19 protein-coding genes are annotated in these 25,173 nt (G+C 72.8%); 6 read left to right on the top strand and 13 right to left on the bottom strand.

The features are described 5' to 3' along the window. Nucleotides 1-28: 28 nt before the first annotated feature. The 5 genes from ggt to ACFVTF_RS18345 all read right to left on the bottom strand — a co-directional run bounded on the left by ggt (nucleotide 29) and on the right by ACFVTF_RS18345 (nucleotide 5,968). Nucleotides 29-1,822, bottom strand: coding sequence for a gamma-glutamyltransferase (ggt, locus tag ACFVTF_RS18325; RefSeq protein WP_387814591.1), 1,794 nt, complete (start codon nucleotides 1,820-1,822; stop codon nucleotides 29-31). 114 nt (nucleotides 1,823-1,936) lie between these two features. Continuing rightward, nucleotides 1,937-3,043, bottom strand: coding sequence for an ROK family glucokinase (locus ACFVTF_RS18330; protein WP_371520780.1), 1,107 nt, complete (start codon nucleotides 3,041-3,043; stop codon nucleotides 1,937-1,939). A 2-nt stretch (nucleotides 3,044-3,045) separates the two neighbouring features. After that, nucleotides 3,046-3,924: an ATP-binding cassette domain-containing protein gene (locus ACFVTF_RS18335; protein WP_387814594.1), complete on the bottom strand. Its 879-nt coding sequence runs from the start codon at nucleotides 3,922-3,924 to the stop codon at nucleotides 3,046-3,048. After that, nucleotides 3,921-4,952, bottom strand: a complete 1,032-nt coding sequence (locus ACFVTF_RS18340) for an ABC transporter permease (RefSeq protein WP_363616784.1) — start codon at nucleotides 4,950-4,952, stop codon at nucleotides 3,921-3,923. Before ACFVTF_RS18340 ends, ACFVTF_RS18335 begins: the two co-directional genes overlap by 4 nt. After that, nucleotides 4,949-5,968, bottom strand: coding sequence for a sugar ABC transporter substrate-binding protein (locus ACFVTF_RS18345; protein WP_387814596.1), 1,020 nt, complete (start codon nucleotides 5,966-5,968; stop codon nucleotides 4,949-4,951). The genes ACFVTF_RS18340 and ACFVTF_RS18345 overlap by 4 nt, the downstream gene beginning before the upstream one ends. Nucleotides 5,969-6,280: 312 nt before the next feature. Here ACFVTF_RS18345 and ACFVTF_RS18350 point away from each other — a divergent pair, with 312 nt between their 5' ends. Continuing rightward, nucleotides 6,281-7,426: an alpha/beta hydrolase gene (locus ACFVTF_RS18350; protein WP_371520772.1), complete on the top strand. Its 1,146-nt coding sequence runs from the start codon at nucleotides 6,281-6,283 to the stop codon at nucleotides 7,424-7,426. An 89-nt stretch (nucleotides 7,427-7,515) separates the two neighbouring features. Here the strand turns inward: ACFVTF_RS18350 and ACFVTF_RS18355 are convergent, their stop codons facing one another. Then, nucleotides 7,516-9,108, bottom strand: a complete 1,593-nt coding sequence (locus ACFVTF_RS18355) for a PucR family transcriptional regulator (RefSeq protein ID WP_387814598.1) — start codon at nucleotides 9,106-9,108, stop codon at nucleotides 7,516-7,518. 451 nt (nucleotides 9,109-9,559) lie between these two features. On the opposite strand from ACFVTF_RS18355, the gene ACFVTF_RS18360 reads away from it, so the two are divergent. The 5 genes from ACFVTF_RS18360 to ACFVTF_RS18380 all read left to right on the top strand — a co-directional run bounded on the left by ACFVTF_RS18360 (nucleotide 9,560) and on the right by ACFVTF_RS18380 (nucleotide 16,509). Next, entirely contained in the window at nucleotides 9,560-10,447 is an 888-nt protein-coding gene (locus ACFVTF_RS18360) for an FAD binding domain-containing protein (protein ID WP_387814600.1), read from the top strand. After that, nucleotides 10,444-10,932 carry a (2Fe-2S)-binding protein gene (locus ACFVTF_RS18365; protein WP_371520762.1) on the top strand — a complete coding sequence of 163 codons (489 nt, stop codon included), beginning with the start codon at nucleotides 10,444-10,446 and terminating at the stop codon, nucleotides 10,930-10,932. The genes ACFVTF_RS18360 and ACFVTF_RS18365 overlap by 4 nt, the downstream gene beginning before the upstream one ends. Then, the gene (gene pucD / locus ACFVTF_RS18370; protein ID WP_387814602.1) at nucleotides 10,929-13,298 is read left to right on the top strand and encodes a xanthine dehydrogenase subunit D; all 2,370 of its coding nucleotides are present in this window, start codon (nucleotides 10,929-10,931) and stop codon (nucleotides 13,296-13,298) included. The genes ACFVTF_RS18365 and pucD overlap by 4 nt, the downstream gene beginning before the upstream one ends. Nucleotides 13,299-13,620: 322 nt before the next feature. After that, nucleotides 13,621-15,135, top strand: coding sequence for an NCS2 family permease (locus tag ACFVTF_RS18375; RefSeq protein ID WP_387814604.1), 1,515 nt, complete (start codon nucleotides 13,621-13,623; stop codon nucleotides 15,133-15,135). Nucleotides 15,136-15,240: 105 nt separating this feature from the next. Beyond that, the gene (locus tag ACFVTF_RS18380) at nucleotides 15,241-16,509 is read left to right on the top strand and encodes an XdhC family protein (protein ID WP_387814606.1); all 1,269 of its coding nucleotides are present in this window, start codon (nucleotides 15,241-15,243) and stop codon (nucleotides 16,507-16,509) included. A 9-nt stretch (nucleotides 16,510-16,518) separates the two neighbouring features. On the opposite strand, the gene ACFVTF_RS18385 is transcribed toward ACFVTF_RS18380, so the two are convergent. The 7 genes from ACFVTF_RS18385 to ACFVTF_RS18415 form a co-directional block, all read right to left on the bottom strand. Continuing rightward, on the bottom strand, nucleotides 16,519-17,139 hold the full coding sequence (locus tag ACFVTF_RS18385) for a LysE family translocator (RefSeq protein WP_387814608.1): 621 nt from the start codon (nucleotides 17,137-17,139) through the stop codon (nucleotides 16,519-16,521). 113 nt (nucleotides 17,140-17,252) lie between these two features. Beyond that, the gene (locus tag ACFVTF_RS18390) at nucleotides 17,253-19,091 is read right to left on the bottom strand and encodes an SDR family oxidoreductase (RefSeq protein WP_387814610.1); all 1,839 of its coding nucleotides are present in this window, start codon (nucleotides 19,089-19,091) and stop codon (nucleotides 17,253-17,255) included. Continuing rightward, entirely contained in the window at nucleotides 19,088-19,951 is an 864-nt protein-coding gene (locus tag ACFVTF_RS18395; protein ID WP_387814612.1) for a M24 family metallopeptidase, read from the bottom strand. Before ACFVTF_RS18395 ends, ACFVTF_RS18390 begins: the two co-directional genes overlap by 4 nt. A gap of 27 nt (nucleotides 19,952-19,978) precedes the next feature. Further along, a complete protein-coding gene (locus ACFVTF_RS18400) occupies nucleotides 19,979-21,061 on the bottom strand; it encodes a PDR/VanB family oxidoreductase (protein ID WP_387814614.1) in 1,083 nt (360 codons plus the stop codon). Between the two features lie 145 nt (nucleotides 21,062-21,206). Continuing rightward, entirely contained in the window at nucleotides 21,207-22,124 is a 918-nt protein-coding gene (locus ACFVTF_RS18405) for a metal-dependent hydrolase (RefSeq protein WP_371520743.1), read from the bottom strand. A 240-nt stretch (nucleotides 22,125-22,364) separates the two neighbouring features. Next, nucleotides 22,365-23,144: an IclR family transcriptional regulator gene (locus tag ACFVTF_RS18410; RefSeq protein ID WP_063350013.1), complete on the bottom strand. Its 780-nt coding sequence runs from the start codon at nucleotides 23,142-23,144 to the stop codon at nucleotides 22,365-22,367. Between the two features lie 325 nt (nucleotides 23,145-23,469). Next, nucleotides 23,470-24,930, bottom strand: a complete 1,461-nt coding sequence (locus ACFVTF_RS18415; RefSeq protein WP_063350012.1) for a catalase — start codon at nucleotides 24,928-24,930, stop codon at nucleotides 23,470-23,472. Between the last annotated feature and the right edge of the window lie 243 nt (nucleotides 24,931-25,173).

The following is a 25,173-nucleotide window of genomic DNA, read 5'->3' on the forward strand; positions in this document are numbered from 1 at the left end:
AGCGCGGCCCGGCCGGCTCACGGCCCGGTCAGCCCGTGGGCCGGACCACCGCCGCGGAGCCGCCCCCGCGCCGGACCGGTTCGGCCGCGGCCACCCACCGCCCGTCCGGCAGCCGTTCGACGCCGGTCGCGGCACCGATCTCGGCGACGGACGTGAAGCTGTGCCCGAGCGCCTCCAGGGCGGCCCGTTCGGGCAGCGCCAGGAAGCCGGGCTCGGCCTGGGTGGCGACGGTGTTGCGCTGGCTGGCGCGCGGTGCGGCGATGGCCTGTTCCAGGCTCAGGCCCCGGTCGAGCCGGCCGAGCAGCACCTGGAGGGTGGTGGTGATGATGGTCGCGCCGCCGGGGCTTCCGGTGGCCAGCAGCGGTTCGCCGTCGCGCAGCACGATGGTCGGGGAGATCGAGGAGCGCGGCCGCTTGCCCGGGCCGGGCAGGTTGGGGTCGGGGACGCCCGGGGTGAGCGGGGTGAAGTCGAAGTCGGTGAGCTCGTTGTTGAGCAGGAAGCCGCGGCCGGGGACGGTGATGCCGCTGCCGCCGGTCTGCTCGATGGTGAGGGTGTAGGAGACGACGTTGCCCCAGCGGTCGGCCACGCTGAGGTGGGTGGTGTTGGGGCCCTCGTAGGGCTCGGCGACGGCGGGGCCGGCCTCGGCGCAGTCGGCGGGGTGGCGCGGGTCGCCGGGGGCGAGCGGGCTGGTGAGGGCGCGGTCGGGGCTGATCAGGCAGGCCCGGGAGGCGGCGTAGCGCGCGGAGAGCAGTTCCTTGGTGGGGACGTCGCCGAAGGCCGGGTCGCCGACCCAGCGGTTGCGGTCGGCGAAGGCGATCCGGGAGGCGTCCAGGAAGTGGTGGTAGTACTGCGTGTCGCTGTACGCGCCGAGGTCGCCGTCCTCCAGGATGCCGAGCGCCTCGCCGACGGTGGTGCCGCCGGAGCTGGAGGGGGCGATGGAGTAGACGTCGTAGTCGCGGTACGGGACGTGGGTGGGCGCCTGGCGGCGGACCTGGTAGGCGGCGAGGTCGGCGGTGTCGATCCTGCCCGGGCGGGCCTTGCGGCCGGAGGCCGGGTCGACCGGCGGGTGCTGGACGGTGTTGGCCACGTCCTTGCCGAGGTCGCCCTGGTAGAAGGCCTTGACGCCGTCCTTGGCGAGCAGCCGGTAGGTGGCGGCGAGGTCGGGGTTGCGCAGGACGGTACCGACCTCGGGGGGCTTGCCGCCGGGCAGGTAGAGCTTGGCGGTGTCCGGGAAGTCCTTGAAGCGGTCGTAGTTGTCGGCGGTCTGGCCGCGGAAGGTCTGGTCGACGACGAAGCCGTGGTCGGCGATCCGCTCGGCCGGCTGGAGGGCGTCGGCGAGCGTGCGGGTGCCCCACTGGCGCAGGGCGGTGTCCCAGGTGGCCGCGGTACCGGGGACGCCGACGGACAGGCCGCTGGTGACGGCGTCGGCGAAGGCCAGCGGCTTGCCGTCCTCCAGGAACAGCCCGCTGTCGGCGGTGCGGCCGGCCACCTCGCGGCCGTCGATGGTGTGCACCCGGCCGCTGGCGTGGTCGTAGTAGACGAAGTACCCGCCGCCGCCGATGCCGGAGGAGTAGGGCTCGGTGACGCCGAGGGCGGCCGCGGTCGCGACCGCCGCGTCGACCGCGTTGCCGCCCTTGCGCAGCACCTCGATGCCGGCCGCGGTGGCGTCGGCGTCGACGCTGGCCACCGCTCCGCCCCGGCCCACCGCCTCGGGGGCCTTCGGGGGCGGGGCCGCCTGCGCCGCCCCGGCCGGCCCGGCGCAGGACCAGACCAGGGCGGTGGCGAGCAGCAGCGGTGGTGCGATACGGGCCAGAGCCCTCATCCGAGTCCTCCTGAGTCGACGTCAACTCCGTTGTCTCACAGGAGGCATGATCCCGACAATCACACCGCACCGCTACCAACCGGTAGTTGACGGAACCGAATCAGGCGGAAGGACTCAGACGCCGCTGCGCTCGACCCGGCGCCGCTTGATGGTGCGGAACCGGCGGGCGACCTGCCGGGCGAGGTCGGCGGCGCCGACCAGGCCGGCCTCGTTGCCGAGTGCGGCGTGCACGATGCTCGCCTCGGGCCGGAAGCCGCGCCCGGTGAGGGTGCGGCGGAAGGTGTCCCGGGCCGGGCCGAGCAGCAGGTCGCCGGCCTCGGAGACGCCGCCGCCGATGACGAAGCGGCCCGGGTCGAGCGCGGCGGCCAGGTTGGCGATGCCGACGCCGAGCCAGGTGCCGACCTCGTAGAGCAGTTCGGTGGCGGTCGGGTCGCCGGCCCGGGCGGCCTCGGTGACCAGCGGTCCGGTGATGCCCTCGACGGTGCCGCCAGCCCGGGCGAGCAGCGGCTCCACCACCGGGGACTCCTCGGCGACGAGTTCGCGGGCGTCGCGCACCAGCGCGTTGCCGGAGGAGTACTGCTCCCAGCAGCCGCGGTTGCCGCACGGGCAGCGGTGGCCGCCGGGCAGCACCTGCATGTGGCCGAACTCGCCCGCCAGGCCGTACTTGCCGCGGTCGACGTAGCCGTCGCGGACGACGGCGCCGCCGATGCCGGTGCCCAGGGTGAGCATCACCATGTGGTCCTCGCCGCGCCCGGCGCCGAAGCGCCATTCGGCCCAGGCGGCGGCGTTGGCGTCGTTCTCGACGATCACCGGGAAGCGCAGCCGCTCGCTGAGCGCCTGCTGGAGCGGCTCGCCCCGCCAGTTCAGGTGCGGGGCGAACAGCACCGTGGAGCGGTCGGCGTCGACCCAGCCGGCCGCGCCGATGCCGACGGCGTGGACGTCGTGCCGGTCGGCGAGCTCCAGCACCAGGTCGACGATGACGTTCTCGACGACCTTGGCGCTCTTGCTCTTGTCGGGGGTGTCGGTGCGCAGCTTCTCCAGCACCTTGCCCTCGCCGTCCACCACTCCGGCGACCACCTTGGTGCCGCCGATGTCGACGCCGATGGTGGGCAGCCGCAGTATCCCGGCGGGCAGGGCGCGGCGGCGGCGCTCGGCGCGGGGGCCGAGGCCGAGCAGGGTGGGCAGGACGGCCGGCCGGGTGCTGCCTTGGGGGCTGGTCACGGCTACGGACGCTCCTCACGGGGCTCGGGGTCAGTACGGGGCTGGGGTTCGGTGCGGGGCTCGGGTTCGGTGCGGGGCTGCGGTTCGGTGCGGGGCAGGGGTTCGGTGGGCCGGGCCAGCTCGTGCGAGAGTTCGGCGAGGTCGGAGCCGCCGGCCATCTCGGTGGTGAGCTGTTCGAGGCCGATCTCGGCGCGCGGGTGGCTGCCGGCCATCCGGCCCCGCTTGAGCAGGGTGAAGTGGTCGCCGACCAGGTACGCGTGGTGCGGGTTGTGGGTGATCAGGACGACCCCGAGCCCGGCGTCGCGGGCGGCGGTGACGTACTTGAGCACCACTCCGGACTGCTTGACGCCGAGCGCCGCGGTCGGCTCGTCCAGGATGAGCACCTTGGCGCCGAAGTGCACGGCCCGGGCGATCGCCACGCACTGGCGCTGGCCGCCGGAGAGGGTGCCGATCGGGCGGTCCACGTCGTGCAGGTCGATGCCCATCCGGGCGAGCGCCTCGCGGGTGGTGGCGCGCATCGCCTCGGCGTCCAGGCGCAGGCCGCCCCAGCGGCGGTGGCCCTGCTCGGAGCCGAGGAAGAAGTTGCGCCAGACCGGCATCAGCGGGACGACGGCGAGGTCCTGGTAGACGGTGGCGATGCCGCGGTCCAGGGCCTGGCGCGGGGAGTCGAGCCGGACCTCCTCGCCGCCGACGGTGTAGGTGCCCTCGTCGTGCTGGTGCAGCCCGGAGATGATCTTGATCAGGGTGGACTTGCCGGCGCCGTTGTCGCCGAGCACGCAGCTGATCTCGCCGGCGTGCAGGGTGAGCGAGACGTCCTGGAGGGCGCGGACGGTGCCGTAGCTCTTGCCGACGCCCTCCAGGGCGAGCAGTTCGGTCTTCATCGGGGCCCCCGTTCGGCCTGGCGCTTGACGTACGCGTTCAGCAGGGCGGCGAGCAGCAGCATCGCGCCGAGGAAGAACTTGAACCAGTCCGGGTTCCACTGGGCGTAGATGATCCCCTTGCTGGCCATGCCGAAGATCAGCGCGCCGAGCGCGGAGCCGACCACCGAGCCGTAGCCGCCGGTGATCAGGCAGCCGCCGATGACGGCCGCGACGATGTAGATCAGCTCGTTGCCGACGCCCTCGCCGGACTGCACGGTGTCGAAGGAGAACAGCAGGTGCTGGCCGAGCACCCAGGCGCCGAAGCCGACACCGAGGTAGAGCAGGGTCTTGGTGCGGGCGACCGGCACGCCGACCGCGCGGGCGGCGTCCGCGTCGCCGCCGACGGCGAAGATCCAGTTGCCGAAGCGGGTGCGCAGCAGCACCCAGCTGCCGACCGCGAGCAGGCCGAGCCACCACCAGACGGTGGCCTTGATCGTCAGCCCGCCGACGGTGACCTCGGAGGCGAACAGCCAGCGGCAGGAGGCGAAGCCCTCCATGTCGGAGATCGGCTTGGTCGAGACGGTGCCGGAGACCAGCTTGGTGACGCCCAGGTTGGCACCGGTCAGCATCAGGAAGGTGCCGAGGGTGACGATGAAGCTGGGCAGCCGGGTACGGCCGAGCATCCATCCGTTGAAGGCGCCGACGGCCAGGGTGACGGCGAGCGAGACCAGCGTGCCGACCCAGGTCACCGCGGTGAACTGGTAGGAGACCATCGAGGAGGTCAGCGCGGCGGTGGTGACCAGCACGCCCGCCGACAGGTCGAACTCGCCGCCGATCATCAGCAGCGAGACCGGGACGGCCATGATCCCGATGGTGGACGCCGCGTAGAGCACGGTGCCCAGCGAGGAGACCCGCAGGAAGGGTTCGGCGGCCACCGCGAAGACGGTGAACACCGCGACGGCGGCGATCAGCGAGCCGAGCTCGGGGCGGGCGAGGAGGCGGCGCAGCGCGGCCGGGCGGTCCTGGGCGAGGACGTCGGTGGTGCTCACCTGGTCCCCCTCGCGACGTACTCGGCGAGCGCGTCGGCGTCGTCCTTGGTCAGGATCTGCGGGCCGGTCGCGACGGGCTTGCCGCCGCCGAGCATGTCCAGGTTGGACTTGTACAGCCAGAGCAGGTCGACGCCCTCGTAGCCCTGGAGGTAGGGCTGCTGGTCGACGGCGAAGCCGACGGAGCCGGACTTGAGGCCGGCCACCACCTGCGGCCCCAGGTCGAAGGTGTCGAGCTCGACGGCGCGGTGGACGTCCTGGACGGCCTGGAGGCCGGTGGCGGCCATCGGGCCGGAGAGGGTGAGCACGGTGTCGATGGACGGGTCGGCCTGGAGCTTGGCGGAGATCGCGGCGCGGGCGTCGGGCATGTTCACGCCGTCCACGTACAGCACCTGGAAGGCGCCGCCGGCCTTGGACTGGGCACCGGAGCAGCGCTGCTCCTGGCCGATGTTGCCCTGCTCGTGGATGACGCAGAGCACGTTCTTGCGGCCGCGGCCGGCCAGCTCGGTGCCGGCCGCCTGGCCGGCGGTGGACTCGTCCTGGCCGATGTGGGTGAGCGCGCCGAACTTGGCGGAGTACTCCTGTCCGGAGTTCACGGTGATCACGGGGATGCCGGCGGCCTTGGCCTTGCCGAGGACGTCGGCCATGGCGTCGCCCTTGGCGAGGGTGACCAGCAGGCCGTCGACCTTCTGGTCGATGGCGGCCTGGACGAGCTGGACCTGGTTCTGGGTCTGCGCGTCGTTGGAGTACAGGAAGGTGATGTTGTCCTTGGCGGCGGCCTGCTCGGCACCCTTGCGCACGCTGTCCCAGAAGGCGTCGCCGGCACCGGCGTGGGTCACCATGGCGACCTTCCAGCGCGGGGTGGTGACGGCGCTGCCGCCGGCGGCCGACGCCTTGGCGCGGGCCTCCTCGGCGCGGAGGCCTCCGGTACTGCTGCAACCGGCCGTGGTGACCGCGAGTGCCAGGAGGGCGCAGACGGGCCAGAAACGGCGGGACGGGCGAAAGCGGGTTGTGCTCATCCCCATAGTCTCTCTGGCCGGGCGGCACGTGGATGACACCGCCTCGCCCGGCGGCGCCCGCGACGCGGGAGGTAAGGTGCCCCGGGGGACCTTCCTGGAAGTTCGCTGGACATCTCGTCCGGACGACCGCCGTCCGGGTGGCAGACTTAGCGCCGACCCGAAGCAGGAACATCACAGGAAACGTGATGTTCCTCTCAGGTTCCGCACAGATTCGGATGGCAACCGATCATCGGTTCCGCGCCGTCCAATGCCATTGGAGTGCGTTCGGGCGAGTGGGGCTCGGGCGGCCAGCAACCCGGATACGAGAACTTGATGCAACTGACAGGTACGCCATTCTTCATCCTCACCGTCATCCTGGTGCCGGTGTCCATCGCGGTGGCGCTCCTGTACTGGGGCAAGGTCCGCGGACCGAACCCGGTGCGGATCCTGTCCAGGCTCGTCATGATCATGTTCTGCCAGATCACGGCCGTGCTGATGGTCTTCGTGATGGTCAACAACGCCAACCTGATCTACGGCAACTGGGACGACCTGCTCGGCACCGGTGACCACGTCCGGGCCGTGCCGCAGGTGGCGCCCGCCGACCAGGGCGCCGCGGGCAAGGACGGCGCCGGCCAGGGCGGCGGCGACGCGGCCAAGCAGCCGCCGAAGGCGCTCCAGAAGTTCGCCGGCGTGGGCGACCCGGCGGTGCCCGGCGACGTCCAGAAGACCGAGCTCAAGGGCCAGGTGTCCGGGGTCGACGGCGAGGTGCTGGTCTGGCTGCCGCCGCAGTACAACGACCCGGCGTTCAAGGACAAGAAGTTCCCGGTGGTCGAGCTGATCCCGGGCTACCCGGGCTCCTCCTCCACCTGGTACGGCACCCTCAAGGTCTCCGAGCAGCTCAAGCCGCTGATGCAGCAGGGCAAGGTCTCCCCGTTCATCCTGGTCTCGCCGCGCACCCTGCTCCTCGGCAACCACCAGGACGCCGGCTGCACCGACATCCCCGGCAAGATCAACGCCGACGCCTGGCTCACCCGGGACGTCCCGCAGATGATCATGGACAACTTCCGCGCCGACCCGTCCCCGGACCGCTGGGGCATCGCCGGCTACTCGGCCGGCGCCCACTGCGCGGCCAAGCTGTCCCTGGCGCACCCCAACCGGTACCGGGCCGCGATCTCGATGTCCGGCTACAACGACCCGGCCTCCGAGAGCGACTCCCTGGTCGGCAAGGACCCGAAGCTGCGCGAGGCGAACAACCCGGTCAACATCCTCAAGAGCGCCCAGCAGCCGCCGAAGGTCAGCCTCTACATCAGCGGCAAGAAGGGCGACGGCCTGGAGGACGGCCAGGCGATCGCGGCGGCGGCCAAGGAGCCGACCAAGGTCCAGGTCCAGGAGAGCAACGGCCCGCACACCACCGAGCTGTGGAAGACCATGGTGCCGAGCATCTTCGAGTGGATGACCTCGGTCATCCCGCCGCAGTAGTCCCAAGCAGTAACGATCATGCAGGTGGGCCCGCCGCGAGTGCTCGCGGCGGGCCCTCCTGCATGGGGCACGGCTCTCGGGACCGGCCGTCAGGCCAGTTCGAGCGCCAGGTAGAAGTCCACCCGGTCCTCCAGCCGGGAGAGGTCACGGCCGGTCAGCTCCTCGATCCGGCCGATCCGGTAGCGCAGGGTGTTGACGTGGACGTGCAGCTGCGCGGCGCAGCGCGTCCAGGAGCCGTCCGAGCGCAGGAACGCCTCCAGGGTGCGGACCAGGTCCGCCTGGTGCTCGATGTCGTACGCGATCACCTTGTCCAGCAGCCGGCTGCGGAAGGCGCGGCGGACCTCGTCCGGGACGGCCGCCAGCAGCAGCACGTGCGAGGCCAGCTCCTCGGGGCCCGCCACGCAGACCCGGCCGACCCGGGCGGCGGCGATCCGGCGGGCGTGCCGGGCCTCCTCCAGGGCGCCGCGCAGGCCGCCGGCCTCGGAGGCGGGGGCGGAGACGCCGAGGGTGATCCGGCCCTCGGAGCCGAGGCCCGCCTCCAGCGGGGCGAGCAAGTCGCGCAGGGTCTCGGCGGGCACCGGGCCGTCCAGGGCGGGCAGCACCACGACGGCGCCGGAGCCGGCCCCGGCGACCAGCGCGCGGTCGGTGGTGCCGCCCAGCGCCTCCTCCAGGACGGCGCGCACCACGCCCTCGGGCAGGCCGGTGCCCTCGGCGCTGAGCACCAGCCAGGACCCGTCCTGGGCCTGGGGTTTGGGATCGACGCTCTCGTAGCGGGCGGCCATCGCCGAGGAGGCGTACAGGGTCCGGCTGATCTCGGCCGGGTCGGCGTCGCGCTGGAGCAGGGCCAGCACCTCGTCGGCGAGGCGGCGGCGCAGCCGGCGGCCCTCGTCGCGGCGGTGGCGCTCGGCGGCGACCAGCCGGGCCAGGTTCTCGGCGAGCTGCTGGCGCTTGGTGGTCCACTCGGTGACGTCGCCGGCCACCGCGAGCACCCAGTCGGCCAGCGGCGCCTGGTGGTCGGCCGAGGCCGGGGCGGGCAGCAGCGAGTAGGAGCCGCCGGCCAGGCGGGCCCGGTGCGGGGGGCGGCGGCGCTGGCGCTGGGCGCCGAGGTGGGCGCGGACCAGCTGGTCGCGGTCCTCGGCCGGGAGGCGGTCGGCGGGGCCGGCGATCACCGCGCCGGTGGGGGTGAGGACCCAGCAGTCGAGGTCGAGGTCGCCGCCGAGCAGGTCCAGCACCGCGTCCAGGCCGCCGCCGCCCGCCGCCGAGACCAGCAGGCGGTGCCGGTCGACGAGGGCGGCGAGGTCGGCGGCGCGGTCGGCGGAGACCTGGCGGCCGATGAACTCGGTGACGGTGCCGAAGGCGATGTCGTCGGGGACGGCCAGCAGCGGCATCCGGTGCCGCCGGCAGGCCTCCACCAGGTCCTCGGGCACCGGGCCGACCTCGGCCTCGCCGGCCGCCAGGGCGACCGCGCCGCCGGCCACGATGGTCCGCACGAACCGCTCGGAGTCGGCCGGGGCGGTGCGCCACAGCATGCCGGTGAGCACCAGCTCGCCGCCGTGCAGGTAGCGGCCGGGGTCGTGCAGGTCCGTGGTCATGACGCCGCTGACCTGCCGGTCCAGCTCGTCCTCGGCCGCGAGCAGGCGCAGTCGCGGGGCGCCGGGGGCGAGCAGGTCACGGACACGCATCCGCGGACTCCTAACGGGGGCTGAGGGTGGGATGGGGCTGAGGGGTGGGCCGAACGGGGGAGGCCCGAGCGTTCGGTCGGGGGTCACAGTGTGCCCGAACATCCGTACTTGTCGTCACGTCCGGGCGGGCGACCGGATCACGGGCCCGTCGCTTGCGAATCACGGCCGGATTACGGTCGTAGGTAGCACCTGGTGAACACCTGGGCTGCGCATTCCTCTCCTTAGAGGAACGTACAGGATGCCGGGCGGGAGCACAGCCGGGGCTTCATGCCATCGGTGACTGCCTGTGGGCCCCGTCCCAGCGGTTCACTGGGCGACACGCCGCCGGACGCAGCCCGGTGACCGGGGCCCGACGCGGAGGCGACGAAGCGGTTGGTTGAGAGGTCCGAACACCGAGTTCCGGGCAGTGTGCCCACCCGCCCGGCAGGCGACGACTTGAGGAGACACCCGCATGGAGTTCCTTCGGCCCGCTACCTGGGACGAGGCACTCGCGGCGAAGGCCGAGTACCCGACCGCGCTGCCCATCGCGGGCGGTACGGACGTCATGGTCGAGCTGAACTTCGACGTGCACCGGCCATCCGCGATTCTCGATCTGAACCGCATCACCGAGCTCACCCAGTGGTCGAACGACGACGGCGTCGTCAGGCTCGGCGCCTCCGTCCCCTACTCCCGGATCATCGACGAACTGTCCGGGCCGCTGCCCGGGCTGGCGCTGGCGGCCCACACCGTCGGCTCCCCGCAGATCCGCAACCGCGGCGGCGTCGGCGGCAACCTCGGCGCGGCCTCCCCGGCCGGCGACTCCCACCCGGCGCTGCTGGCGGCCGGCCGGGACGTCCAGGTCGAGGCCGCCTCCGTGCGCGGCACCCGGCTGATCCCGATCGACGACTTCTACGTCGGCGTGAAGCGCAACAGCCTGGAGGCCGACGAGCTGATCCGGGCCGTGCACATCCCGGTGGCGGACGGCCCGCAGCAGTTCTCGAAGATCGGCACCCGCAACGCCATGGTGATCGCGGTCTGCGCCTTCGGCTTCGCCCTCCACCCGAAGAACGGCACCGTCGGCACCGGCATCGGCTCGGCCGCCCCCACGCCGCGCCGCGCCGTCGAGGCCGAGGAGTACCTGGCGGGCGTGCTCGCCGAGCGCGGCCTCTGGGAGTCCGGCGACCTGCTGGGCGCCGAGGTGGTCCGGCGCTTCGGCGAGCTGGTCAAGGCCGCCGCCTCGCCGATCGACGACGTCCGGGGCACCGCCGACTACCGTCGGCACGCGCTGGCCGTGATGGCCCGCCGCACCCTCACCTGGACCTGGAACGACTACAGCAAGCAGATCAGGAGCGCGGCATGAGGGTGACTTTCACCGCCAACGGCAAGCCGGTCGAGGCGGACGACGTCTGGGAGGGCGAGAGCCTCCTGTACGTGCTGCGCGAGCGGGTCGGCCTGCCGGGCTCGAAGAACGCCTGCGAGCAGGGCGAGTGCGGATCCTGCACGGTCTACCTGGACGGCGTGCCGGTCTGCAGCTGTCTGGTCGCGGCCGGCCAGGTGCAGGACCGCGAGGTGCGCACGGTCGAGGGCCTGACCGGGGAGAACGGCGAACTGGGCCTCGTCCAGCAGGCGTTCGTCGATGCCGGCGCCGTCCAGTGCGGCTTCTGCACCCCCGGCCTGCTGGTGCAGACCGACGCGCTGCTGGAGCGGGACGCCCAGCCGAGCGACAACGACATCCGCGAGGCGCTGTCGGGCAACCTCTGCCGCTGCACCGGCTACGAGAAGATCATGGACGCGGTGCGGCTGGCGTCCGCCCGCACGTGCGCCGGAAAGGCCGTTTCGCAATGACCACCCGCACCATCCAGGGCCAGAAGAACCTCCAGGACATCCGGCAGGCCAGCAAGGACGGCATCGGCGGCTCGCCGCTGCGCCCGGACGGCCACCTCAAGGTCAAGGGCGAGTTCGCGTACTCCTCCGACATGTGGCACGAGGACATGCTCTGGGGCATGGCGCTGCGCTCGCCGCACCCGCGCGCCACCATCCTGTCGGTGGACATCTCCGAGGCGCTCAAGGTGCCCGGCGTCTACGCCGTCCTCACCCACCAGGACATCCCCGGCGCGAAGTACTACGGGCTGGAGATCCAGGACCAGCCGGCCCTGGCCATCGACAAGGTCCGCTACCACGGCGAGGCGATCGCCCTGGTCGCGGCCGACCACCCGGAGACCGCCCGCCGCGCGGTGAAGAGGATCAAGGTCGAGTACGAGGTGCTCACCCCGATCGTCACCGAGGAGCAGTGCCTCGACCCCGCCACCCACGGCTACGTGCACGAGCCGCACGAGTACAAGTCGCACGGGTACGGCAACATCTGCCACGAGCAGCGGCTGGTCTCCGGCCTCGGCGTCACCGACGAGGTCCGCGCGCTCGCGGACGTCATCGTCAGCGGCGACTACGAGGTCGGCATGCAGGACCAGGCCTTCCTCGGCCCCGAGTCCGGCCTCGCGGTGCCCGCCGAGGACGGCGGCATCGACCTCTACATCGCCACCCAGTGGCTGCACGTCGACCGCCAGCAGATGGCCCCGGTGCTCGACCTGCCCGAGGAGAAGGTCCGGCTCACCCTGGCCGGCGTCGGCGGCGCCTTCGGCGGCCGCGAGGACCTGTCGATGCAGATCCACGCCTGCCTGCTGGCCCAGCACACCGGCAAACCGGTCAAGATCGTCTACGCCCGCGACGAGTCCTTCTTCGGCCACGTGCACCGCCACCCCGCCAGGATGCACTACGAGCACGGCGCCACCCGCGACGGCAAACTGGTCTTCGCCGACTGCCGGATCGTGCTCGACGGCGGCGCGTACGCCTCCGCCTCGCCCGCCGTGGTCGGCAACGCGGCCTCGCTCGGGCACGGCCCGTACGTGATCCCCAACGTGCGGATGCACGCCATCGCGCTCTACAGCAACAACCCCTCCTGCGGCGCCATGCGCGGCTTCGGCGCCGTCCAGGCCGCGTTCGGCTACGAGTCGCAGATGGACAAGCTGGCCGTCGAACTCGGCATGGACCCGGTCGAGTTGAGGCAGCTCAACGCCATGTCGGAGGGCGACTTCATGCCCACCGGCCAGCAGATCGACTCGCCCGCCCCGGTCGCCGAACTGCTGCGGCGCGCCAAGGAGATGCCGCTGCCGCCGCCGCTGGACACCGAGCACCCGGACGTGCGCCAGCTCCCCGGGGCGCTGTCCAACACCTCGCACGGCGAGGGCATCGTGCGCGGCGTCGGCTACTCGGTCGGCATCAAGAACGTCGGCTTCTCCGAGGGCTTCGACGACTACTCCACCGCCCGGGTGCGCCTGGAGGTGATCGGCGGCGAGCCCGTCGCCATGGTCCACACCGCGATGGCGGAGGTCGGCCAGGGCGGCGTCACCGTGCACGCCCAGATCGCCCGCACCGAGCTGGGCGTCGAACTGGTCACCATCCACCCGGCCAACACCGAGGTCGGCTCGGCCGGTTCGACCTCCGCCTCGCGCCAGACGTACATGACCGGCGGCGCCGTGAAGCTGGCCGCCGAGGCGGTCAGGCGGGCGCTGATCGAGAAGGGCCGCCGCCGCTACGGCTGGACCCACGGCGACATCACGCTGATCGCCGGGAAGGTCGTCTCGGAGAGCGCCGGCGTGCTGGTTCCCATGGTCGACCTGCTCGGCGACGAGGCCATCGACCTCACCCGCGAACACCACCACCGGCCGACCGTCCCCTTCGACAAGGAGACCGGGCAGGGCTTCGGCCACGTCCAGTACACCTTCTGCGCCAACCGCGCGGTGGTCGACGTGGACGTCGAACTGGGCCTGGTCAAGGTCGTCGAGCTCACCGCCGTCCAGGACGTCGGCAAGGCGCTCAACCCGCTCTCCGTCGTCGGCCAGATCCAGGGCGGCTGCACCCAGGCGCTCGGCCTCGCCGTGATGGAGGAGATCATCGTGCGGGACGGGAAGGTGCGCAACGCCTCCTTCACCGACTACCTGATCCCCACCATCCTCGACACCCCGCCGATCCCGGTGGAGATCCTCGAACTGCCCGACCCGCACGCCCCGTACGGGCTGCGCGGCGTCGGCGAGGCCCCGACCGTCTCGGCGACGCCGTCGATCGTGGCCGCCATCCGCAACGCCACCGGCCTGGCGCTCAACCGGATCCCGGTCCGGCCCGAGCACCTGACCACGGAGGCCCCCGGGGCCTGACGCCCCCGGAGCCCACGAGCTCCCCCGGGCTTCAGGCCCCCGGGAGCAGGAGAACCTCCCCGGGGCGGCGACCGTCTTCCCCGCCGCCCCGGGGCCGCTCCACCGCGCCACCCCCACTCGCGTGCACCACCCACCGGCACGCGAGCGCACCATCCCGCTGCCTCTCCCACGCCGGGGTTCTGCAGCGGTGCGCACCACCCACGCACCGCGGGCACCGCCACAGTGCGCCCAGTGAGTCGAGCAGTCCCCCTGCGCCAACCTCGTTGACTGGCAGTCAGGTCGGCTCGCCCACCCCAACCCCCTTTGACACTTGGGAGTGGACATGACCCAGATCCCCACGGAACACAGCCCCACGGAACCCGGCCCCACGGAAGAAAGACCCGCCGAGGACGACACCGCCTCGCCGGCCCCCGCCCTCACCTCGGCCCCCGCCCCCGCTCCGAAGAACGCACTGGACGCGTACTTCAAGATCACGGCCCGGGGATCGACCTTCGGAAACGAGATCCGCGGCGGCCTCACCACCTTCATGGCGATGGCCTACATCGTGCTGCTCAACCCGATCATCCTGAGCGGCGCCGACGTCAACGGCCTCAAGCTGGACCACGCACAGCTCACCACCGCGACCGCGCTCGCCGCCGCCGTCACCACGATCCTGATGGGCGTGGTCGGCAACGTCCCCCTGGCGGTCGCCGCCGGGCTCTCGGTCTCCGGCGTGATATCCGCGCTGGTGGTGCCGCACACCACCTGGCCCCAGGCCATGGGCCTGTGCGTGATCTACGGCCTGCTGATCGTCCTGCTGGTCGTGTCCGGGCTCCGCGAGAAGATCATGAACGGCATCCCGCTGCCGCTCAAGCACGCCATCACCATCGGCATCGGCCTCTTCGTCTCGCTGATCGGCCTGGTCAAGGCAGGCTTCGTGCACACCGGCGGCCCCACACCGCTCGCGCTCGGCCCCTTCGGCGAGCTGGCCGGCTGGCCCGTCCTGGTCTTCTGCCTCACCGTGCTGACGATCTTCGTCCTGCTGGCCCGCAACGTCCGCGGCGCGATCCTGATCGGCATCGCCGGCGGCACCGTGGTGGCTTTCGTCATCAACGCGGTCGCCGACCTCCCCGCGAAGACCTGGGTCAGCTCCGCCCCGGTGTGGCCGGGCAGCCCGGTCTCCGCGCCCGACTTCGGCCTCTTCGGCCACGTCGACCTCTTCGGCGCCTTCGGCAGCCACGGCCTGGGCGCCATCAGCGCCTCGGTCGCCGTCTTCACCCTGGTGCTGGCCGGCTTCTTCGACGCGATGGCCACCATCATCGGCGTCGGCACCGAGGCCGGGCTGGCCGACAAGCAGGGCCGGATGCCCGGCCTCTCCAAGGCCCTGTTCATCGACGGGGCCGGCGGCGCCGTCGGCGGCCTGTCCGGCGCCTCCGGCCAGACCGTGTTCGTCGAGTCCGCCACCGGCGTCGGCGACGGCGCCCGCACCGGCCTCGCCTCGACCGTCACCGGCGGCGTGTTCGCGCTGATGCTGTTCTTCTCGCCGCTCGCCGCGATCGTCCCGACCGAGGTGGCCTCCGCCGCCCTCGTCGTGATCGGCTCGATGATGATGAGCCAGGCCCGGCACATCGACTGGTCCGACCGCGAGGTCGCCATCCCGGCCTTCCTCACCTGCACCCTGATGCCGTTCACCTACAGCATCACCGCCGGTGTCGCCGCGGGCGTCATCTCGTACACGGTCATCAAGGCGGGCACCGGCAAGTGGCGCGAGCCCGGTCCGCTGATGTGGATCCTCACCGGGGTCTTCGTGGTCTACTTCGCGCTCACCCCGATCAAGTCCTGGCTGGGCGTGCACTAGCCCCTCCGGCCGGAGAGGACCTGGCCGCACCGCCGCCGTGCGGGAATCGTTTCCCGTACGGCGGCACCTCCCGTCTACCCTCGCTTGTGTAAGGAGCTCTCCGACATGCAGGACATCGCCGAGCAGTTGCAGGCCTGGCACGCGGCCGGGCGCGCCTTCGCCGTGGCCACCGTCGTCGGCGTCTCCGGCAGCGCGCCCCGCGACCCGGGGGCGGCCCTGGCCGTCGACGCGGCCGGCGAGGCGATCGGCAGCGTCTCCGGGGGCTGCGTCGAGGGCGCGGTCTACGAGCTGTGCCAGGCCGCCATCGAGTCCGGCGAACCCGTGCTGGAACGGTTCGGCTACAGCGACGAGGATGCCTTCGCCGTCGGCCTGACCTGCGGCGGCGTCCTCGACGTGTTCGTCCAGCCGATCCGGCCCGGGGCCGACGACGGGCTCGACGCCGGCATCGCCTACATCGCCTCCGGCACCCCGGTCGCGCTCGCCCGGGTGATCGCCGGGCCCGGCGGGCTCGTCGGCGCCACCGTCGCCGTCACCGCCGACACCCACCACGGCGCCCTCTCCCCCGTCCTCCCCCCTGCCCCCTCGACGGCCCAGCCGTCGCCCGCCGCCGCCCCTCCGGCGACGCGCCCCGCGCGACACCTCCTGACCGCGCTCGAACGGGCGGTCGTCACCGAGGCCCGGGCCATGCTCGACGCCGGACGCACCGGCCGGATCGTGCTCGGCCTCGACGGACGCCCCTGCGACGACCGCGACCAGGGCACCGTCACCTGCTTCGTCGAGTCCTACGTGCCCGCGCCGCGGATGCTCGTCTTCGGCGCCATCGACTTCGCCGCCGCCGTCGTCCGGATCGGCCGCTTCCTCGGCTACCACGTCACCGTCTGCGACGCCCGGCCCGTCTTCGCCACGAAGCGGCGCTTCCCCGAGGCCGACGAGGTCGTCGTCGACTGGCCGCACCGCTACCTCGACTCCCAGCTCGACCGGATCGACGGGCGCACCGTGCTCTGCGTGCTCACCCACGACGCCAAGTTCGACATCCCGCTGCTGGAACGCGCCCTGCGGCTGCCGGTCGGCTACGTCGGCGCGATGGGCTCGCGCCGCACCCACCGCGACCGCGAGGCGCGGCTGCGCGAGGTCGGCCTCACCGAGGCCGAGATCGGCCGGCTGCGCTCCCCCATCGGCCTCGACCTCGGCGCCCGCACCCCCGAGGAGACGGCGGTGTCCGTCGCCGCCGAGATCATCGCCCACCGGCGCGGCGGCAGCTGCCTGCCGCTCAACGCCGGGGACGGCCCGATCCACCACGAGGCACCGGCCACCCCCGAGGAGCCCCGGGCGGCGCGACAGGCACGACGCACGCGACGGACGCACGCCGCCTGAGGCCGGCGGTCAGTCGCTCAGCGCCAGCTTCACGCCGAAGCCCACCACCACCGCGCCGGTCACCCGGTCCATCAGCCTCCGGGCGGCCGGGCGGCGCAGCCAGCCGCGCAGCGCCCGGGCGAAGCCGACCAGGACGGTCGACCACAGCACGCCCTCCACCACGTGGACGCAGGTGAGCGCCACCCCGGCGGCGAAGTGCGGGGCACCGGCGGGGATGAACTGCGGCAGCACGGCCACGTAGAACACCCCGACCTTGGGGTTCAGCAGATTGGTCAGCGTGCCGCGCCGCCAGCCGTACCCGAAGCCGCCCTCGGCCGGCTCCTCCTCGGTCTCCGCCTCCCCGCCCCGGCTGCGCAGCATGCCGACACCCATCCACACCAGGTACGCGGCCCCGCCCCAGCGCAGCACCTCGTACGCCACCTGCGAGGCGGTCAGCAGCGCCGTCACCCCGGCCGAGGTCAGCGTCCCCCAGACCAACGTCCCGGTCTGGATCCCCAGCACCACCCCCCACGCCTGGCGCCGCCGCCCGAGCGCGGACGTGCGCAGCACCAGCGCGGTATCGAGCCCGGGCGTCAGCGTGAGCAGCCCCACGACGAGGGCGAAGGACCACAGAGCCGTTGTCATCTCCATGGGCCTCGATGCTCTCACAGGCCCGATGGGGCCCTCGGGCCAACCTCCCGGAGCTGAGCGGGCCTGCGGTATCGGGAGCGATTCTTGCCGATACCGCGGCCCGTGCGGACCGCTCAGGTGACGTTGAGGCGGGCGGCCAGGCGTAGGAGGCCGGGGCTGAGGCGGGAGAGGAAGCGGGCGGCCTTGGCCTCGGGGGTGACGGGGACGACCGGCTTGCCGGTGCGGACGGCGGTGAGGATGGCGGTGGCGACCTTCTCCGGGGGGAAGCCGCGGCGGGCGTAGAGCCTGGCGGCGCGGGCCTGCTTGGCGGCCTGCTGGTCGGCGGTGGTCGCGGAGAAGGTGGAGGTGCGGGTGATGTTGGTGTTGACGATGCCCGGGCAGATGGTGGAGACACCGATTCCGTGCCCGGCGAGTTCGGCGCGCAGGCAGTCCGAGAGCATGAACACCGCGGCCTTGCTGGTCGCGTACGCGGTGAGCGCCTTGGACGGCAGGTAGGCGGCGGCCGAGGAGACGTTGACCAGGTGACCGCCCTGGCCGCGGTCGGCCATCAGCGTGCCGAAGGCGCGGCAGCCGTGGATGACGCCCCAGAGGTTGACGTCCAGGACGCGCTGCCACTCCTTCTCGGTGGTCTGCAGGAACGTCCCGGAGTGGCCGATGCCAGCGTTGTTGACCACCACGTCGGGCACCCCGTGCTCCTCCGCGACCGCCTGGGCGAAGGCGTCCACCGCCGCACCGTCGGCGACGTCCACCCGGTAGGCGTGCGCCTGCGGGCCGATCAGCGAGGCGAGTTCGGCGGTGCGCTCGGCGGCGGCGAGGTCGAGGTCGCAGACCACGACGCGGGCGCCGTCCTCGGCGAAGGCGAGCGCGGTGGCCCGGCCGATGCCGCTGCCGCCGCCGGTGACGACGACCAGCCGGCCGTCGCCCCGCTCCCGGGTCGGCTCGGCGCTTCCGCGTTCGATGCGGGCGGTGAACTCGCGGACCATCTCGGCCACGATGGCTCCCTTCTCCAGCAGCGCCGACCAGTGGCCGGCGTGCAGCGTCCGTCGGGTCAGCTCGGGCACCCAGCGCTCCAGCCCCTCGGAGAGGAACGGGGCGACGTAGCGGTCCCGGGTGAGGGTGATCAGCTGGACCGGCACCTGCGTCGGGCGCTCGCGCGGACTGCGCAGCGTGGGGCGGAAGTTGGCCCGGTACAGCTCGATGCCGCGGACGGCGTCGCGGCGCAGGCCGGGCTGCGGGTGGTCGGGCCGCGGGGTGACCTGCTCCAGGTCGCGCAGCACCCGCGGCCAGGCCCGGGCCAGGCCCAGGCGCCACACGCCGGGGGCGAGGAAGGGCAGGTGGAAGGCGGTGATGTACCAGGAGTGCAGGCCCTGGTGGAGGAGTTGGCGCAGGTGGCGCGGGGTGGGCCGGCGCATCCGGTGGCGCAGCCAGTACCCCATGTGGTCCAGGCAGGGGCCGGACATGGTGGTGTACGAGGCGATCCGCCGCTCGGAGCCGGGCTCGGTGACGGCCTCCCAGGACTGCAGCGAGCCCCAGTCGTGGGCGACCACGTGCACCGGGCGGTCGGGGCTGACGGCGTCGGCGACCGCGAACAGGTCGGCGGCCAGGCGTTCCAGCCGGTAGCCGTCCCGGGTGGCGGGCACTCCGGACCGGCCTGCGCCGCGCACGTCGTAGCGGACCACGTGGTGGTCGCGGGCGAGGTCGGCGGCGACGTCGTCCCAGACCGCGTGGGTGTCCGGGTAGCCGTGGACCAGGAGGACGGTGGGGGCGGCCGGGTCGCCCTGTTCGAAGACGGCGAGCGGGAGGCCGTCGGAGTCCACGGTGCGGCGGCGCACGGGCGACGCGTCCAGCGTCTTCGAGACGGCCAGCGCCTTCCGGGCGTCCGGGGCGTCCGGGGCGTCCGGGGCGTCCGGGGCGTCCGGGGCGTCCGGGGCGTCTGCGGCGGGGGTGGTCATCGGGCGGCCTCCAGGGCAACGTCGTGGGCGGCGTCCGCCGTCCAGCGGCGGACGTGCGGCAGGTCGTCGTCGAGCCAGTGGGCGTCGTCCTCGGTGACCACCAGCAGTTCCTCGAACTTGATGCCCACGCCGCGGAAGCCGATGTGCGGCTCGACCGCCCACAGGCCCGGGGTGGGCGCGTGCCGGGACGACCGGCCGTCCGCCCAGAGCGGTGAACGGCCGTGCAGGCGCTCGGAGATCAGTTCACGCCCGAGGGTCTGCAGGGTGCGCACGCCGAAGCCGAGGACGTTGACCCCGGCCGGGCCGCGCACGGTGGTGCGGGTGACCTGATGGCCGATCACCCGGCCCGGGTAGACCTGGTGGCGGTTGTCGTAGCCGTGCGCGGCGATCTGGGCGTCCACGGCCGCGTACACCTCGTTGAGCGGACGGCGGGCGCGCACCTCGGCGAGGATCAGCTCGCGGTACACCTGGAGGTCGGCGGCCAGGCGGTCCCAGACGCGGTTCTCGCCGACCTTGCCGCCGTAGCCGATGTCGGCGGTGTAGCCGTCGACGATGGGCGCGCAGTCCAGGACGTACGGCATGCCCTCCTCCAGGCGGCGGTTGCCGGCGAAGAACTGGAGCGGGGTGTGGAAGTGCCGGAAGGCCGTGCGGTCGCCGAACCAGGCGAACGGGACGTGGAAGAAGTCCTGCACCCCGGCGGCGACCAGGCGGCGGCGCAGTTCGGCGGTGGCCTGGCGTTCGGTGACGCCCGGTTCGATCCAGGCGGCGACCTGTTCGGCGCAGTGGTAGGCGAGTTGCTGGGTCTCGCGGAAGCGGGCGAGGTCGCGCTCGTCGTAGGGGAAGGTCGGGGGGTTCGCCATCGGGGCTCCTTCTACAGGTCGAGCACGCTACAGGTCGAGCACCAGGGTCTCGCCCGCGGCGGCCCGGGAGACGCAGGGCAGCACGGCGCCGTCGGCGCGCTGCTCGGGGGTGAGCCGGCGGTCCCGGTGCTCGGGCGTGCCGGCCAGCAGGCGGACCTCGCAGGTGCCGCAGAAGCCCTGGTGGCAGGAGTACGGGAGGTCGGGACGGGCTTCGCGCAGCACGTCCAGGGCGGAGCGGTCGGCGGGGACGGCCAGCGCCGGGCCGTCGACGCCCAGGCGCACGGCGAAGGGCGCGCCGCCGATGACCGGGGCGGCGCCGAAGCGCTCGAAGTGCAGGGCGGTGGAGGGGGATTCGTCCAGGGCGCGCTGCACGGCGGTGAGCATCGGGGCCGGGCCGCAGCAGTAGACGGCGGCGCCGCGCGGGGCGTGCGCGAGCAGGTCGGCGCCGGTCGGCACGCCGTGCTCGTCGTCGGTGCGCAGCACCACCCGGCTCGGGTCGAGGGCGCGCAACTCGTCCGTGTACGGGAGGGTGTCGGCGCTGCGGCCGACGTGCACCAGGCGCCAGTCCAGGCCGTGCCGCTGCGCCTCGCGGGCCATCGGGAGCAGCGGGGTGATGCCGATGCCGCCGGCGAGCAGCAGGACGGCGGGCTCGGCGCAGAAGGCGAAGCCGTTGCGCGGGCGGCGGGCGGTGAGGCGGCTGCCGGGGTGCAGGGTGTCGTGGATCTCGACGGAGCCGCCGCCCCCGGGCAGTCGCCGTACGGCGATCCGGTAGGCGGCGCGGTCGGCTGGGTCGCCGCAGAGCGAGTAGTGGCGTTCGCGGCCGGAGGGCAGGGCGAGGCGCAGGTGGGCGCCGGGCTGCCAGCCGGGGAGCGGGCCGCCGGAGGGGTCGGCGAGCCGCAATTCGACGACTTCGGAGGCGAGTTGGCGGCGGGCGGCGACGACCAGCTGGAGCGGCGGGGTGGGGCGGCTGAGCGGGCGGCGGGGGTTGCGGCGCAGCAGGGGGCCGCCGAGGGCCGGGGTGTAGCGGTCGCCGAATGCGGTGAGCCGGCGCATGAACGTGTCGGCGCGGGGGCGGCCGTAGAGGTCAGGGGGCGGGTTGAGCAGGTCCATCCGGCGGTCCTTGGCGTCTGGGAGGGGGCGTGAGCGGCGGGTGACGGGTTTCGGATTTCAGAGTTCAAAGTTCAGGGTTCAGATAACAGATAACGTTTTCTGTCATCTGTTATCTGTTGTCTGAACCCTGTTGCTTGACCCCTTGTCAGTGACCCACCGCCGCCGCGCGGGCGGCCGGGGAGGCGGCGAGGTAGCCGAGGGCCTGGCTGGAGGAGCCCTCCTGGGTGGGGTGGTAGCCGGGCCGCAGGTAGCGCAGGCCGGAGCGGATCGACCGGACCGGGTCGGGCAGCAGGCCGCGCCTGGCGATCCTGCCGGCCTCGCGCCAGGTGGGCTTGAGCCGTCCGTCGAGGGTGGGGTCGGCGGCGAGCAGGAAGCGGGCACCGCGCACCCAGAGGTGGACCAGCAGCGGCCCCGAGACCGCCATGCCGCGGACCCGGCGCAGGTAGCCGGGGTCGAGGTGGACCATCAGGTCGAAGGCGACGCTGCGGTGTTCGACCTCCTCGGCGCCGTGCCAGCGCAGCAGGTCGAGCATCGTCGGGTCGGCCTTGGCGCGGTCCAGGCCCGGGGAGTTGAGCGCCCAGTTGCCGAGGAAGGCGGTGAAGTGCTCGATCGCCGCCACGAAGGCGACCCGCTCGATGAGGTTCTCGCGTCGCCGCGCCGGGCTGAGCCCGGGCTTGTCGCCGAGGACGCGCTGGAACAGCCAGGCGATCTGCCGGACGTACGGACGCGGGTCGAGCCCCTGGCCGAGCAGGTGGTCGAGGACCTCCTGGTGCGCCTCGGCGTGGATGGCCTCCTGGCCGATGAACCCGAGGACCTCCTCGCGCAGTTGCTCGTCGCGGATGAGCGGCAGCGCCTCCTTGAAGACCTTGACGAACCAGCGCTCGCCCTCGGGCAGCAGCAGGTGCAGCACGTTGATGACGTGGGTGGCCATCGGCTCGTCGGGGATCCAGTGCAGCGGCAGCCGGTCCCAGTCGAAGCGGACGTCCCGGGGTTCGAGGACGAGGCTGTCGTGGACGCGCGCGGCGGGGACGGCAAGGGCGGGTACGGGGGTGGAGCGGGGCACGGCAGGCCCTCCTGACCTCGGGGCGGCGGCTCGACTCAGGGAAACGTACTCGCGGGTAGCGGCTGGGACAAGGGGTTCGGCGACTCTTATCGACATCGAGTCTAATAAGTGACACACCCTGGGGCCGTCATCGGAAACGCGCGCGAACGACCGGGCTCCTGAACGAACATGCCCACGAACGAACACGTGGGCCCCGCCGGATCACTCGGATCCGGCGGGGCCCACGGGAACGACCGGCCGTCAGACCGCCATCGCCAGCATCAGCGGCGCCGCCCGGGCCGCCAGCAGCTCGGCGGCGGCCTTCAGCTTGTGCACGTTGTCCACCGGCATCGACGTGGCCAGGCAGCCGACCGTGCTGCCCGCCGTGATCGGGACGGCCGCGCACACCGTGCCGAGCGCGTACTCCTGGATGTCCAGCACCGGCACGGTGGCCGGCTGCCGCTCCAGCCGGTGCATCAGCTGGTCGGCGTCGGTGACGGTCCGGGAGGTGAGCCGGGCCACCGGGTGGCGGGAGAGGTGGTCCCAGCGGGCGTCCGCGTCGAGCTGGCCGAGCAGGCACTTGCCGATCGCGCTGGCGTGCGCGGTGGCCCGGAAGTCCACCCACTCCTGCACGGCCGGCGCGTACTCGGCCGCGGACACCGCCTCCACCGACAACTCGCCGTCGTGGTAGCGGGTGAAGTACACTGCCGCGCCCAACTCGTCCCGGAGCTCGGCGAGTTTGCGGTTGAGCCGGGCCTTCACCAGCTGCTCCCGGTTGTGCTGGCCGAGCAGGGCGAAGGTGCCGCCGAGCACCCAACCGCCGTCCTGGCACTGGAGGTAGCCCTCGATCTCGAGGATCTCGGCGAGCTGCCGGACGGTCGGCAGGCCGAGCGAGGTCTCCCGCGCGAGGGCGACCAGGGTGGCACCGTCAGGGTGCCGGTCGACGGCCTCCAGCAGTCTGAGGGCGTGCTGCAGGGAGGTGAACGGGCCGGCGAGGCCCTGGTCCAGCGCGGCGTGGCGACCCGGGGCTGGTGTCGACATGTCGTCCCCTTCCGATGTCCCCCCACGGAGCGACCGCGGGCGCTCTCCAGCCTATCGACCCGGCGGGCCCGGCGACTGCCGTCCGTGAATATCCGTGAACATTCCGTGGAGTACCCACCGACAGCCTGGAGGAACGGTAGTGGAGGACAGCACGACGGCCCCCTCCCCTACTGCCCCGGGAGGAGGGGACCGCCCCGCGGCCGCCGGGTTCGGGGCCCCGGCGGCCGGTGGGGGCGGGTCAGTCGGTCAGCGGGGCGTCACGCGCGGCGCGCCACGGTGGGGTGGCTCGGCCCTCGTCACGCGTGGTGCGTCATGGCAGGGCGGTTCAGCCCTCGTCGCCCGCCCGCAGCTTGGCGACGGCCGCCTCCAGGCGGGCGCCGTACTCCTCGTCCGCGGCGTGGAAGTGGGCGAGGTTCTTCTCGACCACGTCGTCGCGGCTCACCTGGGCGAGGAAGCCCGCGATGTTGTCGATCAGCCGGGTCCTCTCGCCCGCGGACATCAGCCGGTACAGCTCGCCGGCCTGGAAGAAGTCGTCGTCCTTGGTGTGGGCCGGCGTGGTGTAGGTGCCGGTGTAGCCGTCCAGCCGGACCGGCGCGGCGAGCGCGGTGTCGGTCTGGGCGGGGCCGTCGTACGAGTTGGGCTCGTAGTTCTTGCCGCGGCCGGACTTGTTGACGGCGTGGAGGCCGTCGCGGCCGTAGTTGTCCGCCTCGGTGGCGCGCGGGGCGTTCACCGGCAGCTGGGTGTGGTTGACGCCGAGGCGGTAGCGCTGGGCGTCGGCGTAGGCGAACAGGCGGCCCTGGAGCATCTTGTCCGGGGAGGGGCCGATGCCGGGCACGAAGTTGTTCGGCGAGAACGCGGACTGCTCGACGTCGGCGAAGACGTTCTCCGGGTTCCTGTTGAGCACCAGGCGGCCGACCTTGACCAGCGGGTAGTCGGCGTGCGGCCACACCTTGGTGAGGTCGAAGGGGTTGAAGCGGTAGTCCGCGGCCTCGGCCACCGGCATCAGCTGGACGTAGAGGGTCCAGGACGGGAACACGCCGCGCTCGATGGCCTGGTGCAGGTCGCGCTGGTGCGAGTCGGCGTCGGCGCCGAGCACCTCGGCGGACTGGTCGCCGTCCAGCGAGCGGATGCCCTGGTTGGTCTTGAAGTGGTACTTGACCCAGTAGGCGTCACCCTCGGCGCTGACCCACTGGTAGGTGTGCGAGCCGTAGCCGTTCATGTGGCGGTAGGAGGCCGGGATGCCGCGGTCGCCGAACAGCCAGGTGATCTGGTGGGTCGAGGCGGGCGAGTGGGCCCAGAAGTCCCAGACGTTGTCCGCCTCCTGCACGCCGGTGTACGGGTCGCGCTTCTGCGAGTGGATGAAGTCGGGGAACTTGAGCGGGTCCTTGATGAAGAAGACCGGGGTGTTGTTGCCGACCAGGTCGTAATTGCCCTGCGCGGTGTAGAACTTCAGCGCGAAGCCGCGCGGGTCGCGCACCGCGTCGCTGGAGCCCAGGTTGCCGGCCACGGTGGAGAACCGCAGGAAGACCTCGGTGCGCTTGCCGACCTCGGCGAGGAAGTCCGCGCGGGTGTACTGCGACACCTCGTCGGTGACCTCGAAGTAGCCGTACGCGCCGGAGCCGCGGGCGTGCACGACGCGCTCCGGGATGCGCTCGCGGTTGAAGCGGGCCAGCTTCTCCAGCAGCTGCTGGTCCTGGATCAGCAGCGGGCCGTACTCGCCGGCCGAGGCCGAGTTCTGGTTGTCGGCGACCGGGGCGCCGGACTCCGTGGTCAGGATCTTGGACATGGAGGGTCCTTCAGATGTCGATAAAAGCGGTGCGTGGAGAGTGAAGTGACGAAGAGTCAGTTCATGGCACAGGGCTCTGCGGATCGCCGAACGGGCGTCAGACGCCCAGCAGGCGCCAGACCGCCGAGCGGCGGCGGGAGGAGTGCTCGCCGTCGGGGCCGTCTTCGGGCCGGAGCGCGGCGACGGCGCCGACGGCCGCGGTCCGGTCCGCCAGCGGGCGGGCGGCGGTCAGCGCGGCGGCCT

This window comes from Kitasatospora sp. NPDC057940, from assembly GCF_042887425.1.
GTDB lineage: Bacteria > Actinomycetota > Actinomycetes > Streptomycetales > Streptomycetaceae > Kitasatospora.

Excerpts from the sequence above, each read along its gene's own strand:
- ggt (WP_387814591.1), bottom strand. The coding sequence starts at position 1,822 with ATGAGGGCTCTGGCCCGTATCGCACCACCGCTGCTGCTCGCCACCGCC.
- ACFVTF_RS18335 (WP_387814594.1), bottom strand. The coding sequence starts at position 3,924 with ATGAAGACCGAACTGCTCGCCCTGGAGGGCGTCGGCAAGAGCTACGGC.
- ACFVTF_RS18345 (WP_387814596.1), bottom strand. The coding sequence starts at position 5,968 with ATGAGCACAACCCGCTTTCGCCCGTCCCGCCGTTTCTGGCCCGTCTGC.
- ACFVTF_RS18350 (WP_371520772.1), top strand. The coding sequence starts at position 6,281 with ATGCAACTGACAGGTACGCCATTCTTCATCCTCACCGTCATCCTGGTG.
- ACFVTF_RS18355 (WP_387814598.1), bottom strand. The coding sequence starts at position 9,108 with ATGCGTGTCCGTGACCTGCTCGCCCCCGGCGCCCCGCGACTGCGCCTG.
- ACFVTF_RS18360 (WP_387814600.1), top strand. The coding sequence starts at position 9,560 with ATGGAGTTCCTTCGGCCCGCTACCTGGGACGAGGCACTCGCGGCGAAG.
- ACFVTF_RS18365 (WP_371520762.1), top strand. The coding sequence starts at position 10,444 with ATGAGGGTGACTTTCACCGCCAACGGCAAGCCGGTCGAGGCGGACGAC.
- pucD (WP_387814602.1), top strand. The coding sequence starts at position 10,929 with ATGACCACCCGCACCATCCAGGGCCAGAAGAACCTCCAGGACATCCGG.
- ACFVTF_RS18375 (WP_387814604.1), top strand. The coding sequence starts at position 13,621 with ATGACCCAGATCCCCACGGAACACAGCCCCACGGAACCCGGCCCCACG.
- ACFVTF_RS18380 (WP_387814606.1), top strand. The coding sequence starts at position 15,241 with ATGCAGGACATCGCCGAGCAGTTGCAGGCCTGGCACGCGGCCGGGCGC.
- ACFVTF_RS18385 (WP_387814608.1), bottom strand. The coding sequence starts at position 17,139 with ATGGAGATGACAACGGCTCTGTGGTCCTTCGCCCTCGTCGTGGGGCTG.
- ACFVTF_RS18390 (WP_387814610.1), bottom strand. The coding sequence starts at position 19,091 with ATGACCACCCCCGCCGCAGACGCCCCGGACGCCCCGGACGCCCCGGAC.
- ACFVTF_RS18395 (WP_387814612.1), bottom strand. The coding sequence starts at position 19,951 with ATGGCGAACCCCCCGACCTTCCCCTACGACGAGCGCGACCTCGCCCGC.
- ACFVTF_RS18400 (WP_387814614.1), bottom strand. The coding sequence starts at position 21,061 with ATGGACCTGCTCAACCCGCCCCCTGACCTCTACGGCCGCCCCCGCGCC.
- ACFVTF_RS18410 (WP_063350013.1), bottom strand. The coding sequence starts at position 23,144 with ATGTCGACACCAGCCCCGGGTCGCCACGCCGCGCTGGACCAGGGCCTC.
- ACFVTF_RS18415 (WP_063350012.1), bottom strand. The coding sequence starts at position 24,930 with ATGTCCAAGATCCTGACCACGGAGTCCGGCGCCCCGGTCGCCGACAAC.